Below are 16,801 nucleotides of genomic sequence, written 5' to 3'. Positions count from 1 at the left end.
TAAGCAATAAACCTTACTACCTCTTTGGCTCTCTTCTTAATTTCGGATATTACCTTTCAATAATTCTTCTGGCTATTCTGTTTTAAAGGCGTTTTTTGTAAAACGTGCCCAAAACGAAATACTCCTTTTAAATGATAGTACCAGTCTCCAATTGGAAGGATTGTTTCCTTCCTAATTGTAATCTGTTTTAAGCCTGTTTTTCAAAAAAACAGGCTTAAAACAGAAACGATATAAAAAAAGGGAGAAGTTGCCTTCTCCCTTTCTTAGCTTTTCTAACTTATCAAACTTTGATTTCTACGTCAACGCCGCTAGGCAATTCAAGCTTCATCAAAGCATCTACCGTTTTAGAGGAAGTAGAATAAATGTCTACCAATCTCTTGTAGGTGCAAAGCTGGAACTGCTCTCTGGCTTTCTTGTTCACGTGTGGTGAACGCAAAACAGTGAAGATGTCTTTTTCAGTTGGCAATGGAATTGGACCACTTACGATCGCACCAGTTGCTTTTACCGCTTTCACGATTTTCTCTGATGATTTATCTACCAGATTGTGATCGTAAGATTTCAGTTTGATTCTGATCTTTTGATTCATTCTATTTCAACTATTTCGAAGTACCTTTAATTTTTGCGATGATTCCGTCTGCCAAGTTCTGAGGCACTTGCTCATAATGAGAGAAGGTCAAGGAAGCAGTAGCTCTACCAGAAGTAATGGTACGTAAGTCTGTCACGTAACCGAAAAGCTCTGATAATGGAACATCTGCTTTCACTACAGTTGAGGTTCCTTTGGTATCCATACCCTTCATCAAGCCTCTTCTTCTGTTCAAGTCACCTGTTACTGGTCCGGTGTACTCATCTGGAGTCACTACGTCTACTGCCATGATCGGCTCAAGAAGTTTAGGGGCACATTGCTTACCTGCTTCTTTAAAGCCTTGGCGGGCCGCTAATTCAAATGACAGAGAGTCAGAGTCAACGTCGTGGAAAGAACCGTGGAATAAACGCACTTTCATTGAATCTACTGGGAAGCCGGCCAAAATACCGTTCTTCATAGCTTCTTCAAATCCTTTCTGGATAGCTGGGATAAATTCTCTTGGAATCACACCACCTACAATTGCGTTCTCAAACTCCAGGCCTTGCTTGCCATCTTCCCGTGGTCCCATGTTGAACACGATGTCAGCAAATTTACCACGGCCACCTGACTGCTTCTTGTAAACCTCGCGGTGTTCCACCATTTTGGTGATGGTTTCCTTATAAGCTACTTGAGGAGCACCTTGGTTCAATTCAACCTTGAATTCACGCTTCATCCGGTCAATAATGATTTCCAGGTGAAGTTCGCCCATACCTCTTAAGATAGTCTGGCCGGTTTCTTCGTCAGTGTTTACTTGTAACGTAGGGTCTTCTTCAATCAGTTTAGCAATAGCCATACCCATTTTATCAGAGTCTGCCTGAGTCTTAGGCTCAATAGCATATCCAATTACTGGCTCTGGGAACTCCATTGATTCCAAGACGATTTTCGCGTTTTGGTCACACAGAGTATCTCCAGTTTTGATATCCTTAAAGCCTACTACCGCTCCAATGTCACCGGCAGACAGTCTTTCGATCTGGTTCTGCTTGTTGGCGTGCATTTGGAAAATACGGGAGATACGCTCCTTGTTATTTGAACGGGTATTGTATACGTAAGATCCAGACTCCAACACACCTGAATAGGCACGCACAAAGCAAAGACGACCTACGTAAGGGTCAGTTGCGATCTTGAAGGCAAGGCCTGCAAAAGGCTCTGATTCACTTGGCTTCCGGGAAACTTCCTCCCCTGTATCTGGGTTGGTACCGATGATGTTTTCCTTATCCATTGGTGAAGGGATAAGAGCCATCACGTAGTCCAACATAGTTTGAACACCCTTGTTCTTGAAGGAAGAACCACACACCATAGGCACAATGGCCATATCAATGGTAGCTTTTCTCAAGGCAGCTAGAATTTCATCTTCTGTGATGCTGCTTGGGTCTTCAAAGTATTTTTCCATCAGGGCATCGTCATAGTCAGCAACAGCTTCCAGAAGTTTCTCTCTGTACTCCTCTGCTTCCTCCAACATATCATCTGGAATTGGAACCTCGGTAAAGGTCATGCCTTTATCATGCTCATTCCATTTGATACCTCTGAAGTTTACTAAGTCAACAACACCTTCAAAGTTATCTTCTGCACCAATTGGAAGCTGTAACGCTACGGCATTGCTACCCAGCATTTCTCTTACTTGCTTACAAACTGCTAAGAAGTCTGCGCCTGAACGGTCCATTTTATTAACGAATCCAATACGGGCAACTTTGTAGTTGTCAGCTAGTCTCCAGTTAGTTTCAGACTGTGGCTCAACACCATCCACTGCACTAAACAAGAAAACCAGACCGTCTAATACACGCAGGGAACGGTTTACCTCTACGGTAAAGTCAACGTGACCTGGAGTATCAATGATGTTGATATGGTAATTTTGATCTCTGTATTTCCAATCTACCGTTACAGCAGCAGAAGTAATGGTGATACCTCTTTCTTGCTCCTGCTCCATCCAGTCTGTAGTAGCGGCACCATCATGTACCTCCCCTAACTTATGTGACTTTCCGGTATAATAGAGAATACGTTCTGTGGTAGTAGTCTTACCGGCATCAATGTGCGCAGCAATACCAATGTTCCTTGTAAATCTTAAATCCCTTGCCATTCTTAGAATCTGAAATGTGAGAATGCTTTGTTGGCTTCCGCCATTCTGTGAGTGTCATCTTTCTTCTTCACAGCAGCACCTTCTCCTTTAGCGGCAGCAATAATCTCACCGGCCAATTTATCCATCATGGTTTTCTCTCCTCTTTTACGAGCGTAAGAGATCATCCATTTAATACCAAGAGAGATCTTTCTGTCAGGGCGAACCTCAGTAGGCACCTGGAAAGTGGCACCACCTACGCGGCGGCTTTTCACCTCTACACCTGGCATGATGTTGTTCAATGCTTTTTTCCAGGTCTCTAATCCGCTTTCTTTAGTTCTTTTCTCAACTAAATCACAGGCATCATAGAAAATCCTGTATGCAACGCTCTTTTTACCGTCTACCATCAGGTAGTTTACAAAACGGGTAACCAGAGTTTCTTTGTATTTTGGATCAGGAAGAAGAATTCTCTTCTTTGGTTTCGCTTTTCTCATTGTCTTAACTCAATTATTTTTTCTTACCGCCTTTACCTGCAGCTGCTGCTGGTTGACCTGGTTTAGGACGCTTAGCTCCGTATTTAGAACGGGACTGCAGACGGCCATTTACACCAGCTGTATCCAAAGCACCACGAATGATGTGATATCTTACACCTGGTAAGTCTTTCACACGACCACCTCTGATCAACACAATGGAGTGTTCCTGTAGGTTGTGGCCTTCACCCGGGATATAGGCATTGACTTCTTTGCCGTTTGTCAAACGCACACGAGCTACTTTCCGCATAGCGGAGTTAGGCTTCTTAGGTGTGGTTGTGTAAACGCGTGTGCACACGCCACGTCTCTGTGGGCATGAGTCAAGGGCTGGGGATTTCGACTTTGATGTTAGCGCTTCTCTTCCCTTTCTTACTAATTGTTGTATAGTAGGCATTTACTAAACTTTTAAATAGATTCTTCTCTTCAAAAATGGGTTTGCAAAGGTATAAAATCTACTTTGCAAATTCAAAGTTTTAATTCATTAATTATTAATGGCTTAGGCTTCGCCAATGGTTCCCCCAAAATTTAGAGGAAAGCTTGGGGCCTCTGGCGTCTGCTTTATGGCCCCAAAACTTTGCTCATATTTTAGGATGTTTTCCTCCAAAGCAGCCAAGAAACGCTTGGCATGCTCTGGAGTAATCACCACTCTTGATTTCACTTTTGCCTTAGGGATGCCCGGCATGAGCCGGATAAAATCCAACACGAATTCACTGTGAGAATGCGCGATCATGGCCAGGTTTGCATATTGGCCTTCCGCGATTTCCTCTGTTAATTCTATGTTGATCTGTCCCTGTTGTTCTTCGGCAGCCATTTTTCTATTTCTCTTGCAGTTCCCCTTGCTTTGCTTTCAACCCTGCTTGTCTGCTGGCAGTAAGAGCTTCATACTCATCCTTAGAGCCTACAATGATTTTGGTGTACTCGCGTAAGCCTGTACCAGCTGGGATCAAGTGACCTACGATTACGTTCTCTTTCAAGCCCAATAATTCGTCTGCCTTTCCTTTGATAGCGGCCTCGCTCAATACCTTGGTTGTTTCCTGGAAGGAAGCTGCCGAGATAAAGCTTTGCGTACCCAAAGAAGCTTGTGTAATACCCTGCAAGGTTGGTCTTGACACGGCCGGCTGTGCATCACGCACGGTTACCAGACGTAAGTCACGACGCTTCAAGCTGGAGTTCTCATCACGCAGACGGCGAGCGGTCACAATCATACCTGGTTTCATGGCGGTTGAGTCTCCTGCATCCTCCACTACTTTCATGTCAATGATCATGTCATTCTCTTCCATGAACGTTACCTTGTCAACCGTCTGGTTTTCCAGGAAGCTGGTATCACCTGGGTCAAGCACGTTCACTTTCTGCATCATCTGACGAACCACTACCTCAATGTGCTTGTCGTTGATCTTCACACCCTGCAGACGGTATACCTCCTGAATCTCGTTCACCAGGTATTCCTGCACGGCGCCGGGACCTTGGATGTTCAGGATATCATTCGGCGTGATGGCACCGTCTGATAATGGAACACCTGCCCGTACGAAGTCATTATCCTGCACCAGGATGTGCTTGGAGAGAGGCACCATGTACTTCTTCTTCACCCCATCCTTAGACTCAATGTAGATCTCACGGTTACCGCGTTTCACGCCACCGTAGGTTACTACACCGTCAATCTCACTCACTACCGCTGGGTTTGACGGGTTACGTGCCTCAAAGAGCTCCGTAACGCGTGGCAGACCACCCGTAATATCACGGGTCTTACCAATGGCACGAGGTATTTTAGAGATAATCTGACCCGCTTTGATCTTTTGTCCATCTTCCACTGCTAAGTGAGCCCCTACTGGAATGTTGTAGGTTTTAGGCTCGCCGTTCAATGGGTTAATAACAATAGCCGGGTTCTTGGTTTTATCCTTGGTTTCAATGATCACTTTCTCACGGTGACCTGTCTGCTCATCTGATTCCTCACGGAAGGTGATACCATCTACAATAGACTCGTAGGCGATGGTACCGTCAAACTCAGACAAGATAACCGCATTGTATGGATCCCAGTTACACAGTTCGTCTCCTTTGGCAACAGTCTGTCCTTCATTTACAATCAGGAAAGAGCCATAAGGTACGTGGTTACTGATTAACAGCTTACCAGTGGTTGGATCCACGATTTTCACCTCGCCAGAACGTCCCATTACTACCTTCACAGTCTCGCCTTCGGCGTTGGTTGTGTCAATAGTCCGAACGTCCTCGAACTCCACTACCCCGTTAAATTTGGCACGGATTGCCGCGTCTACCGCGATGTTAGAGGCAGTACCACCCACGTGGAAGGTACGGAGGGTAAGCTGAGTACCAGGCTCGCCAATTGACTGCGCCGCGATAACCCCAACTGCTTCCCCTTTCTGCACCATTCGTCCGGTAGACAAGTTACGGCCATAGCACTTGGCACAAATACCGCGCTTGGTCTCACATGTCAATACGGAACGGATCTCTACACTCTCAATGGCGGTGTTCTCAATGATTCTGGCTACTTCCTCTGTGATTTCATGGCCAGACTCCAGGATAACCGCATTGGTCATTGGGTCAACGATGTCATGCACGTTCACGCGGCCTAGGATACGCTCAGACAGTGATTCCACAATGTCCTCATTGTCTTTAAGGGCGCTCACTTCCAGACCACGTAAAGTTCCGCAGTCTTCCTCGTTCACGATCACGTCCTGAGATACGTCCACCAGACGACGGGTCAGGTAACCCGCATCCGCCGTTTTCAAGGCTGTATCTGCAAGACCTTTACGAGCACCGTGGGTAGAGATAAAATACTCAATTACATCCAGACCTTCTTTGAAGTTAGATAGAATTGGGTTTTCAATGATCTCTCCTACTGAACCTTGTAACGATTTCTGTGGCTTAGCCATCAGACCCCGCATACCACCCAACTGACGGATCTGCTCTCTGGAACCACGGGCTCCGGAGTGCATCATCATAAAGATGGAGTTAAAGCCTTGGTCGTCTTTCTCAAGACGAGACATCAACGTTTCAGTGATCTGGTTGTTGATACGCGTCCAGATATCAATTACCTGGTTGTAACGCTCGTTATCCGTGATCAGACCCATAGAGTAGTTCGCCCAAACAGCGTCCACATCTTTTTTGGCCTGCTCTACCAGGATATCTTTTTCTTTCGGGATCACGATGTCACCCAAGCCCATGGACAGACCGCCTTTGTAGGCAGACTGGAACCCTAGGGTTTTGATATCATCCAGGAACTGCGCAGTTCTCGCCATGCCTGTTACTTTGAACACGCGGGAGATAATCTGCTGCAATTTCTTCTTAGACAATAATTCGTCTACGTAACCCACTTCTTCTGGCACAAACTGGTTGAAGAGTACCCTTCCGGCTACAGTTTCAATCAACTTGGTTACCAGTTCACCGCTTTCATCTAATATCTTCGCTCTTACCTTAATGAAGGCGTGCTTAGATAAGCGGCCTTCATTGATGGCGATGATCACTTCCTCAGCGCTGTAGAAAGACATGCCTTCCCCTTGAATGACTTCATTCTCAGTGGTGCGCTTGCCTTTGGTTACATAGTATAGACCCAATACCATGTCCTGAGAAGGTACCGCAATTGGGGCACCGTTAGCAGGGTTCAGGATATTGTGTGAGGCCAACATCAAAGTTGAGGCTTCTAGGATTGCAGCAGGTCCTAGGGGAACGTGCACCGCCATCTGGTCACCGTCAAAGTCGGCGTTGAATGCTGTGGTTACTAATGGGTGCAGCTGAATCGCTTTTCCTTCAATCAGCTTAGGCTGGAAGGCCTGGATACCAAGTCTGTGGAGCGTAGGAGCCCGGTTCAACAGAACTGGATGGCCTTTCAACACATTCTCCAGGATATCCCAAACTACTGGATCTTTTCTGTCTACAATTTTCTTGGCAGACTTAACCGTTTTCACAATACCGCGCTCAATAAGCTTACGGATGATGAACGGTTTGAAAAGCTCAGCGGCCATGTTCTTAGGTAGACCACACTCGTGCAGTTTCAATTCAGGTCCTACTACAATAACCGAACGGCCAGAGTAGTCAACCCGCTTACCAAGTAAGTTCTGGCGGAAACGGCCTTGCTTACCTTTCAGCATATCTGAAAGCGATTTCAAGGCACGGTTACCTTCAGCACGAACCGCGTTCACTTTACGTGAGTTGTCAAACAGGGAGTCAACGGCTTCCTGCAACATACGCTTCTCATTCCGTAGAATTACCTCTGGCGCTTTGATCTCGATCAGGCGCTTCAGACGGTTGTTACGGATGATCACGCGACGGTACAGGTCGTTCAAATCAGAGGTAGCGAAACGGCCACCATCCAAGGGAACCAACGGACGCAATTCTGGTGGAATCACAGGAACCATGCGGATTACCATCCACTCAGGCTTGTTCTCAATTCTGGTAGCCGCGTCACGGAAAGCCTCTACCACACGCAGGCGCTTGAGGGCCTCCGCTTTCCGCTGCTGAGAAGTCTCATGGGCAGCAGAGTAACGCAGGTCATAAGACAGGTCATCCAGGTTGATGCGCTCCAGTAACATTTGTAACGCCTCGGCACCCATCTTCGCGATGAACTTGTTTGGATCATGGTTGTCCAACATCTGGTTCTCGCGCGGCAACTTGTCAATCATGTCCAGGTACTCATCCTCGGTCAGGAAGTCCAGCACGTTCACGCCGTCTTCTGCCAGAATACCAGACTGGATAACTACATACCGCTCATAATAAATGATCTGGTCAAGCTTCTTGGTTGGTAAGCCTAACAGATAACCAATTTTGTTTGGCAATGACTTGAAGTACCAGATGTGTGCTACCGGTACTACCAATTCAATATGGCCCATGCGCTCGCGACGCACTTTTTTCTCTGTTACTTCTACCCCGCAACGGTCACAGATAATCCCTTTGTAACGGATTCTCTTGTATTTACCGCAGTGGCATTCCCAGTCCTTCACCGGTCCGAAGATCCGCTCGCAGAACAGACCACCCATCTCTGGCTTGTAGGTTCTGTAGTTGATGGTTTCCGGTTTGGTTACTTCACCATTTGATCTTTCCAGAATTGATTCTGGAGAGGCCAGGCTGATGGTAACTTTAGAGAAGTCCTGGATTAATTTTTTATTTCTTGCTAACGCCATTTTATGTGTTGCTAGATATGTAAAATTCCTTTTTACTGTGCGGCCTTTCTAACGCGTAAGAGGGAGATTCCAGGCACGGGCGTTTTGAGCACGTTTTCCTGAAATCTCCTCCAAAACAGCTTATTAGTCCAGCGTAATCTCTAAGGCTAGGCCTCTGAGTTCGTGAATCAACACGTTGAAAGACTCTGGGATATTCGGCTTAGGCAATACGTCACCTTTTACAATGGCTTCGTAGGCTTTGGCACGACCTATCACGTCATCAGACTTAACGGTCAGGATTTCCTGCAATACGTTAGCAGCCCCGAAGGCCTCCAACGCCCACACCTCCATCTCACCGAAACGCTGACCACCAAATTGGGCTTTACCACCCAATGGCTGCTGCGTAATCAACGAGTATGGTCCGATAGAACGGGCGTGCATTTTATCATCCACTAAGTGACCAAGTTTCAGCATGTAAATCACACCTACTGTAATTGGTTGGTCAAAACGGTCTCCGCTTAAACCATCATATAAGTAGGTACGGCCGTAACGTGGTACACCTGCCTCGGTCAATTCGGCAGATACCTGCTCTTCAGTGGCCCCGTCAAAGATTGGGGTGGCATACTTGCGTCCCAACTTCAAACCTGCCCAACCTAGAACTGTTTCGTAGATCTGACCGATGTTCATCCTGGAAGGTACCCCTAATGGGTTCAACACGATGTCCATTGGTGTTCCGTCTTCCAGGAACGGCATGTCTTCCTCACGCACGATACGGGCTACTACCCCCTTGTTACCGTGACGGCCTGCCATCTTATCCCCTACTTTCAGCTTACGCTTCTTGGCAATGTAGACTTTGGCTAACTGCACGATACCGGCTGGTAACTCGTCCCCTACCTCTAGGGTGAAGCGGTCACGCTTGAAGCGGGCAGAGATCATATTGCGGCGCTTGGTGTAATTCTTTACCAACTCCAGCAACATTTGGTTTGTCTGCTCGTCTGCGGTCCAGCCTTCCAGAATCAGGTCCTTGAACATGTTCACCTCTTCCGGAACGGCATAGTTGCTTTCATCCTTATAAGGGTTCTTGTCAGGGAAAAGGGCGTCTGTGATATTCTTCTTACCAAACTTAGCACCCTTGGTCAGGATCTCATCTCCGAAACGGTGACGGACACCCTGGCTAGTCTTGCCTTCCAGTAAGCCGACCAGCTTCTCAATCATCACGTTCTTCACGGCTTTGAGTTCGCTGTTGTATTTCACCTTCAGTTCTTCTACCTCTTTCTTAGACTTGGCCCGCAGGTTTTTATCTTTCTTAGGACGAGAGAACAGTTTGGTCTCAATTACTACTCCATTCAAGGATGGCGGCGCTTTCAAGGAGGCATCCTTCACATCACCGGCCTTGTCACCGAAGATGGCGCGAAGAAGTTTCTCTTCCGGAGTTGGATCCGTCTCTCCCTTAGGAGTGATTTTACCAATCAGGATATCGCCTTCTTTCACTTCGGCACCAATACGGATGATACCGTTTTCATCCAGGTTACGAACGGCTTCCTCGCTTACGTTCGGGATTTCAGAGGTTAACTCTTCTTCCCCACGTTTGGTCTCGCGAACTTCCAGCTCGAACTCCTCAATGTGAATAGAGGTAAAGACATCATCTCTTACTACGCGTTCAGAGATAACAATCGCATCTTCAAAGTTATATCCTTGCCAAGGCATGAACGCTACCTGCAGGTTTCTACCTAAGGCAAGTTCTCCCTGGTTGGTGGCATATCCTTCGCACAATGGCTGGCCTTTGGTAACCCGCTCGTTCTTCTTCACCAATGGGGTGAGGTTGATACAAGTATCCTGGTTAGTACGACGGAATTTGATCAGGTCATAGGTCACATATTCCGCGTCAAAGCTTACCAGCTTCTGTGCGTCTGACAAATCATAATGGATAATGATTTTGTCTGCATCTACAAAATGAACGTATCCTTCGCCTTCGGCTCTTACCAAGGCTCTGGAGTCAAGGGCTGCTCTCAGTTCAAGACCAGTACCTACAATAGGTGCCTGTGGTCTGAGCAAAGGAACTGCCTGACGTTGCATGTTTGATCCCATCAAGGCACGGTTCGCATCATCATGCTCCAGGAACGGGATCAAAGAGGCCGCTACGGAAACAATCTGGTTAGGGGCAACGTCCATATAGGTATAGCGCTCTGGCTCTACTACTGGGAAGTCACCTTCAAAACGGCCTTTTACTTTGTCATTCACAAAGTTTCCATTGTCATCTATGATGGCGTTGGCCTGGGCAATGTGGTGGGTATCTTCTTCCTCTGCGGTCAGGTACTTCACGGTAGAGGTGATATCTACTTTCCCGTCTACCACATTGCGGTAAGGGGTTTCAATGAAGCCCATGCTGTTCACGCGGGCGTGTACGCATAAAGAAGAGATCAGACCGATGTTTGGTCCCTCTGGCGTTTCAATAGTACATAGACGACCGTAGTGAGTATAGTGAACGTCACGTACCTCAAAACCGGCGCGCTCTCTGGAAAGACCTCCTGGCCCCAGGGCAGAAACTCTACGCTTGTGCGTGATTTCAGCCAGCGGGTTAGTCTGGTCCATGAATTGAGACAACTGGTTGGTTCCGAAGAAGGAGTTGATCACCGAAGAAAGCGTACGCGCGTTGATCAAGTCAACTGGTTTGAATTCTTCATTGTCTCGCACGTTCATCCGCTCTTTGATGGTTCTGGCCATACGGGCAAGACCTACACCAAATTGGGCATATAACTGCTCCCCTACGGTTCTTACCCGGCGGTTGCTCAAGTGGTCAATATCATCTACTACAGCTCTTGAGTTGATCAGACCAATCAGGTACTTCACAATTAGAACAATGTCCTCATTGGTCAATACTTTGGCTTCCCAGTTTTTGTCAAGGCCAAGTTTCTTGTTGATTCTATAACGACCAACATCACCTAAGTCATAACGCTTATCTGAGAAGAACAACTTCTGGATAATGTCACGAGCGGTTTCTACGTCTGGAGCCTCGGTATTTCTAAGCTGACGGTAGATTTGCTCTACCGCTTCTTGCTCAGAGTTGGAGTTATCCTTCTGTAGGGTATTATAGATAATGTTGTAGTCAGCGATGTTAACGTTCTCACGGTGCAGGATGATTGATTTCACTCCTGAATCAATGATCACGTCTAAATCATCTTCGCTTACTTCTGAGTCACGCTCTAACAGAACTTCGTTTCTGTCAATAGATACCACTTCTCCAGTATCCTCATCCACGAAGTCTTCTGTCCAGGTGCGAAGAACCCTTGCGGCAAGCTTACGGCCAACCACCCCTTTCAGGGTTTTCTTATCAGCCTTCACTTCTTCAGACAACCCAAACAGGTCCAAGATGTCTTTATCAGTTCCGTAGCCAATAGCACGTAATAAGGTGGTAACCGGGAATTTCTTCTTCCGGTCAATGTACGCGTACATAACGTTGTTCACGTCAGTCGCGAATTCAATCCAGGAACCTTTGAAAGGAATGATTCTTGCAGAATATAATTTGGTACCGTTGGTATGTTTACTTTGGGCAAAGAACACACCTGGAGAGCGGTGCAACTGTGAAACAATCACGCGTTCTGCGCCATTGATCACAAAAGACCCTTTCTCGGTCATATACGGGATGTTTCCTAAGAAAACCTCCTGCTCTATAGTTTCAAAATCCTCGTTGTCTGTATCATTACAGATCAAACGAAGCTTTGCCTTTAATGGAACTGAGTACGTTAACCCCCGGTCAATACACTCATCAACTGAATATTTGGGTGGGTCTACGTGATAATCTACGAATTCCAGAACGAAATTCTCTCTTGAGTCAGAGATAGGGAAGTTTTCAGCAAATACTTTGAAAAGACCTTCTTCCGTGCGGTTCTCGGCAGCGGTTTCCAACTGGAAAAAGTCCTGGAAAGACTGTAGCTGTACGTCCAGAAAGTCTGGGTAGTCTATTACCGACTTGATGGACGCAAAATTAATCCGCTCTGTCGTTTTACTTGTAGCCAAAGTTGTCTGATTTTTACGTTTAAACTTTGTCGTGCCGGGAAATTGCTATTTCTCTGGCAGAAATTACTAGAAAATCATTTCTAGGTACAAACAGGAAAAGACCTGACGAAATTGCCAGGTCTAACCCTTAGTGGTAATGGAAGGTGAATGTGAGATTACTTAACCTCCACTTCAGCACCAGCTTCTTCCAGTTGCTTCTTCAATGACTCTGCTTCATCTTTCGCAACACCTTCTTTCAATGGTTTAGGAGCACCGTCAACCAGTTCTTTTGCTTCTTTCAAACCAAGACCAGTCAATTCTTTAACCAGCTTTACAACCGCTAGTTTAGAGGCACCAGCTGACTTAAGGATAACATCAAAAGATGTTTTCTCTTCTGCAGCGGCTCCAGCGTCTCCACCGGCACCACCTGCCATCATTACAGGAGCAGCAGCTGCTGGCTCAATACCATACTCATCCTTAAGGATTGTAGCAAGTTCATTAACCTCTTTTACAGTTAAGTTAACCAACTGCTCAGCGAATGCTTTCAAATCTGCCATTTTTATTAGTAATTAAAAGTTGTTTTAAAATTGAAATATTATTGTTCTCTCTCTGATAATGTTTTAACCAAACCGGCCAGGATATTACCACCGCTCTGAAGGGCAGAAATAACGTTTTTAGCAGGTGATTGTAGTAAGCCAATGATTTCGCCCACCAATTCTTCCTTAGACTTGATTTTGCTTAAGGTTTCCAGCTGCTCCTCACCAATGTAAACGCTGCTGTCAATATAAGCACCTTTCAAAACTGGCTTCTTAGCGCCAGTCTTGCGGAAGTCAAGTAATAACTTGGCTGGCGCGTTACCTGTAGTAGATTCAAATAAAAGTCCAGAAGAACCTTTCAAAGCTACATCCAGGGCAGAAGTATCTGCATCTAAAGTATCAAATGCTTTACGTATCAGAGTGTTTTTATACACTTTGTACTCAATGCCTCTGTCAAAGCACATTCTTCTGAATCTGTTGATAGTAGCTACCGTCAATTCTGAAGCGTCTGTGATGTAAACAAAGGGGTTTTGAGCTAATTTCTCGCTCAGGTCACGTACAATGATTTCTTTCTCTTCCCGTGTCATCTCTTCTCGTTAAATTGAGTTTTTGTCAACTACTACACCAGGACTCATTGTACTTGACAATGTGATGCTCTTGATATAAGTTCCCTTAGCGGAAGAAGGCTTCAGACGGTTCAAGGTTGCAAGAACCTCGGTAGCGTTTGCAGCAATCTGCTCTGGCCCAAAGGATACTTTTCCTATGCTAGTGTGAATGATACCAGTTTTGTCAACTTTAAAGTCAATTTTACCAGCTTTCACTTCTCTCACTGCTTTGGCAACGTCAGTTGTAACAGTACCCGCTTTAGGGTTAGGCATCAGGTTACGAGGTCCTAAAATACGACCAAGTCTACCTACTTTTGCCATTACAGCTGGCATAGTGATGATTACATCAATATCAGTCCAACCTTTTTCAATCTTTTGGATGTACTCGTCAAGACCTACGTAGTCTGCACCAGCCGCCTTTGCTTCATCCTCTTTGTCAGGAGTGCAAAGCACTAATACACGTACATCTTTACCAGTTCCGTGGGGAAGTGTTACTACACCTCTTACCATTTGATCAGCCTTACGCGGGTCAACGCCCAAGCGTACGTCAATGTCAACGGAGGCATCAAACTTGGTGAAAGTGATTTCTTTCACTACGCCTGCTGCATCTAACAAAGAGTACTCTTTAGAAGCATCATACTTCGCTAAGACTGCTTTTCTGTTTTTAGAAATTCTAGCCATTTGCTTTTTAATTACTCACTCCAAGGAGCCGTTCCTTTTACTGTGATACCCATGCTACGCGCGGTACCAGCTACCAATTTCATTGCGGCCTCAACTTTGAACGCGTTCAGGTCAGGCATTTTGATTTCAGCGATTTCTCTGATCTGTTCCCAAGTCACTGAACCTACTTTATTACGGTTCGGCTCTTTAGAACCAGATTTGATTTTCGCCGCATCCATCAACAATACTGGAGCGGGAGGAGTCTTAATTACAAAGTCAAATGACTTATCAGTGTACATTGTAATCAACACTGGGCATACTTGGCCGGCCTTATCCTGGGTTCTAGCATTGAACTGCTTGCAGAACTCCATGATGTTAAGACCTTTTGATCCAAGTGCAGGTCCAATCGGCGGTGCTGGATTCGCGGCGCCTCCCTTTACCTGAAGTTTCAGATAACCTTTTATTTCTTTTGCCATTATTATTTATTACTACTGTTCTTTTTCTACCTGCATGTAATTCAGTTCTACCGGGGTATTCCGCCCGAAGATCTTTACCATTACATTCAATTTCCGGCGTTCTTCAAACACCTCTTCCACAGTACCTGAGAATCCGTTGAACGGACCATCCATTACTTTCACGGTTTCACCCACAATGAACGGCGTCTCCAATGTTTCCACCTGTTCTTCTGATTCGTCTACCTTTCCTAAGATGCGGTTAACTTCAGACATGCGCAAAGGCACAGGTTTCGCTACTGTATTGCCGTTTCCGGCGCCTAAGAATCCAATAACTCCTGGGGTACTGGTAATTAAGTGCTCTACCTCCCCATTGGAGATATCTGCATGCACTAACACGTAACCCGGAAAAAAACTACGCTCTCTCACGCGCTTTTTGCCGTTCCGCATTTCGTACACTTTCTCTGACGGGATCAGTACCTGGGGCACCATCTCCGTTAGATTATGACGGGCAACTTCGTTTTCAAGATAAGACTTTGCTTTCTTCTCTTGTCCGGAAACAGCCCGCACTACATACCATTTCAAATCTGCCATTTTCTCCAGCTTATATTAGAATTGGTTATAGAACCATTCCAGGGTGGAGTCGTACACAAAATCCATAGCACCTACCACTACTGCAAACACCAGTGACCCAACCAAAACCAGGATAGAGCTTTTCTGAAGCTCTGCATAGCTTGGCCAAGAGACTTTATGTTGCATCTCTTCCTTTGTGTCATTGAAAAATTTTGTCAGCTTTCCCATTCTGATGCTATTAACTCTATATGCACGGGAGGTAGGACTCGAACCTACAACCAATGGTTTTGGAGACCACTACTCTACCAATTGAGCTACTCCCGTAAAAAAATGCACGCCATTCGTCTAAATGGAGTGCAAATGTATTAACTCTTTTATAAAAAAACAAGTCCGCCCTACAACTAAGTAAGGCGGACTTGTAAATTTTTATAGATTAGTCAAGGATTTCAGTTACCTGACCAGCACCTACTGTTCTACCACCCTCACGGATAGCGAAACGTAAGCCTTTTTCCATCGCTACTTTGTTGATCAACTCAACAGTGATAGTGATGTTATCACCAGGCATAACCATCTCAACACCTTCTGGCAAAGTGATAACGCCAGTTACGTCTGTAGTTCTCAGGTAGAACTGTGGACGGTAGTTGTTGAAGAATGGAGTGTGACGTCCACCTTCTTCTTTAGAAAGAACGTAAACTTCAGCTTTGAATTTCAAGTGAGGAGTTACTGAACCTGGCTTGCAGATAACCATACCACGACGGATATCAGTTTTCTCAATACCACGAAGCAACAGACCTACGTTGTCACCAGCTTCACCTCTGTCAAGGATCTTACGGAACATCTCAACACCAGTTACTGTAGACTTCAAGCCTTCAGCACCCATACCCAAGATATCCACTTGCTCACCAGAGTTGATGATACCACGCTCAATACGGCCAGTAGCTACTGTACCACGACCAGTGATAGAGAACACGTCCTCAACTGGCATCAAGAATGGAAGGTCAGTCAGACGAGCAGGAATTGGAATGTAGTTATCAACTGCATCCATCAATTCTTCAATGGTTTTAACCCATTTCTCGTCGCCGTTCAAGCCACCAAGAGCCGAACCCTGGATAACTGGAATGTTGTCTCCATCGAAATCATAGAAAGAAAGAAGCTCTCTGATTTCCATTTCAACAAGCTCTAACAATTCTGGATCGTCTACCATGTCCACTTTGTTCATGAACACAACAAGAGCAGGAACACCTACCTGACGAGCCAAAAGGATGTGCTCACGTGTCTGAGGCATAGGACCATCAGTAGCAGCAACTACAAGGATAGCACCGTCCATCTGGGCAGCACCAGTAACCATGTTTTTCACGTAGTCAGCGTGACCAGGGCAGTCAACGTGCGCATAGTGACGTTTCTCAGTTGCATACTCAACGTGAGAAGTATTGATAGTGATACCACGCTCTTTTTCTTCAGGAGCGTTGTCAATAGAAGAGAAATCTCTCTTTGCGGCTAGACCTTTGCCCGCTAAAACCTGAGTAATAGCAGCAGTCAAGGTTGTTTTGCCGTGGTCAACGTGCCCAATTGTACCGATGTTTACGTGCGGTTTGGAGCGATCAAAATTTTCTTTAGCCATTTTAGAAAGTATTTAGTTCTTGGGTGAAACGGTGTATTGATTGTG

General features: G+C 45.8%; 14 protein-coding genes and 1 tRNA gene. All 15 read right to left on the bottom strand.

The genetic code is table 11. From position 1 onward, the window contains the following. Window positions 1-280: 280 nt before the first annotated feature. A complete protein-coding gene (rpsJ, locus tag ACYVJQ_RS03080) occupies window positions 281-586 on the bottom strand; it encodes a 30S ribosomal protein S10 (RefSeq protein ID WP_048919298.1) in 306 nt (101 codons plus the stop codon). Between the two features lie 10 nt (window positions 587-596). Continuing rightward, window positions 597-2,696: an elongation factor G gene (fusA, locus tag ACYVJQ_RS03075; RefSeq protein WP_460891599.1), complete on the bottom strand. Its 2,100-nt coding sequence runs from the start codon at window positions 2,694-2,696 to the stop codon at window positions 597-599. Window positions 2,697-2,698: 2 nt separating this feature from the next. Continuing rightward, the gene (gene rpsG, locus ACYVJQ_RS03070) at window positions 2,699-3,166 is read right to left on the bottom strand and encodes a 30S ribosomal protein S7 (protein ID WP_048919296.1); all 468 of its coding nucleotides are present in this window, start codon (window positions 3,164-3,166) and stop codon (window positions 2,699-2,701) included. Window positions 3,167-3,179: 13 nt separating this feature from the next. Then, on the bottom strand, window positions 3,180-3,596 hold the full coding sequence (gene rpsL / locus ACYVJQ_RS03065) for a 30S ribosomal protein S12 (protein ID WP_048919295.1): 417 nt from the start codon (window positions 3,594-3,596) through the stop codon (window positions 3,180-3,182). 102 nt (window positions 3,597-3,698) lie between these two features. Then, window positions 3,699-4,013 carry a DUF3467 domain-containing protein gene (locus tag ACYVJQ_RS03060; RefSeq protein ID WP_460891598.1) on the bottom strand — a complete coding sequence of 105 codons (315 nt, stop codon included), beginning with the start codon at window positions 4,011-4,013 and terminating at the stop codon, window positions 3,699-3,701. 4 nt (window positions 4,014-4,017) lie between these two features. After that, on the bottom strand, window positions 4,018-8,334 hold the full coding sequence (rpoC, locus tag ACYVJQ_RS03055; protein ID WP_460891597.1) for a DNA-directed RNA polymerase subunit beta': 4,317 nt from the start codon (window positions 8,332-8,334) through the stop codon (window positions 4,018-4,020). Window positions 8,335-8,457: 123 nt separating this feature from the next. Then, on the bottom strand, window positions 8,458-12,330 hold the full coding sequence (gene rpoB, locus ACYVJQ_RS03050) for a DNA-directed RNA polymerase subunit beta (RefSeq protein WP_460891596.1): 3,873 nt from the start codon (window positions 12,328-12,330) through the stop codon (window positions 8,458-8,460). A gap of 155 nt (window positions 12,331-12,485) precedes the next feature. Next, window positions 12,486-12,866: a 50S ribosomal protein L7/L12 gene (gene rplL / locus ACYVJQ_RS03045; RefSeq protein ID WP_460891595.1), complete on the bottom strand. Its 381-nt coding sequence runs from the start codon at window positions 12,864-12,866 to the stop codon at window positions 12,486-12,488. A gap of 38 nt (window positions 12,867-12,904) precedes the next feature. Beyond that, on the bottom strand, window positions 12,905-13,432 hold the full coding sequence (rplJ, locus tag ACYVJQ_RS03040; protein WP_460891594.1) for a 50S ribosomal protein L10: 528 nt from the start codon (window positions 13,430-13,432) through the stop codon (window positions 12,905-12,907). Between the two features lie 9 nt (window positions 13,433-13,441). Next, a complete protein-coding gene (gene rplA, locus ACYVJQ_RS03035; RefSeq protein WP_460891593.1) occupies window positions 13,442-14,131 on the bottom strand; it encodes a 50S ribosomal protein L1 in 690 nt (229 codons plus the stop codon). Between the two features lie 11 nt (window positions 14,132-14,142). Beyond that, complete coding sequence (gene rplK, locus ACYVJQ_RS03030; protein ID WP_460891592.1) at window positions 14,143-14,586, bottom strand: 50S ribosomal protein L11; 444 nt, start codon at window positions 14,584-14,586, stop codon at window positions 14,143-14,145. 12 nt (window positions 14,587-14,598) lie between these two features. Next, window positions 14,599-15,156 (bottom strand): transcription termination/antitermination protein NusG, encoded by a 558-nt coding sequence (gene nusG, locus ACYVJQ_RS03025; protein ID WP_048919287.1) that lies wholly within the window; start codon window positions 15,154-15,156, stop codon window positions 14,599-14,601. 15 nt (window positions 15,157-15,171) lie between these two features. Further along, window positions 15,172-15,363: a preprotein translocase subunit SecE gene (gene secE / locus ACYVJQ_RS03020; RefSeq protein ID WP_460891591.1), complete on the bottom strand. Its 192-nt coding sequence runs from the start codon at window positions 15,361-15,363 to the stop codon at window positions 15,172-15,174. A 23-nt stretch (window positions 15,364-15,386) separates the two neighbouring features. Then, window positions 15,387-15,459: transfer RNA gene (locus tag ACYVJQ_RS03015), tRNA-Trp, on the bottom strand. 109 nt (window positions 15,460-15,568) lie between these two features. Further along, the gene (tuf, locus tag ACYVJQ_RS03010; protein ID WP_460891590.1) at window positions 15,569-16,756 is read right to left on the bottom strand and encodes an elongation factor Tu; all 1,188 of its coding nucleotides are present in this window, start codon (window positions 16,754-16,756) and stop codon (window positions 15,569-15,571) included. Window positions 16,757-16,801: the final 45 nt, after the last annotated feature.

This window comes from Rufibacter soli, assembly GCF_054781795.1.
This window is presented reverse-complemented; position numbering and strand designations above follow the sequence as displayed.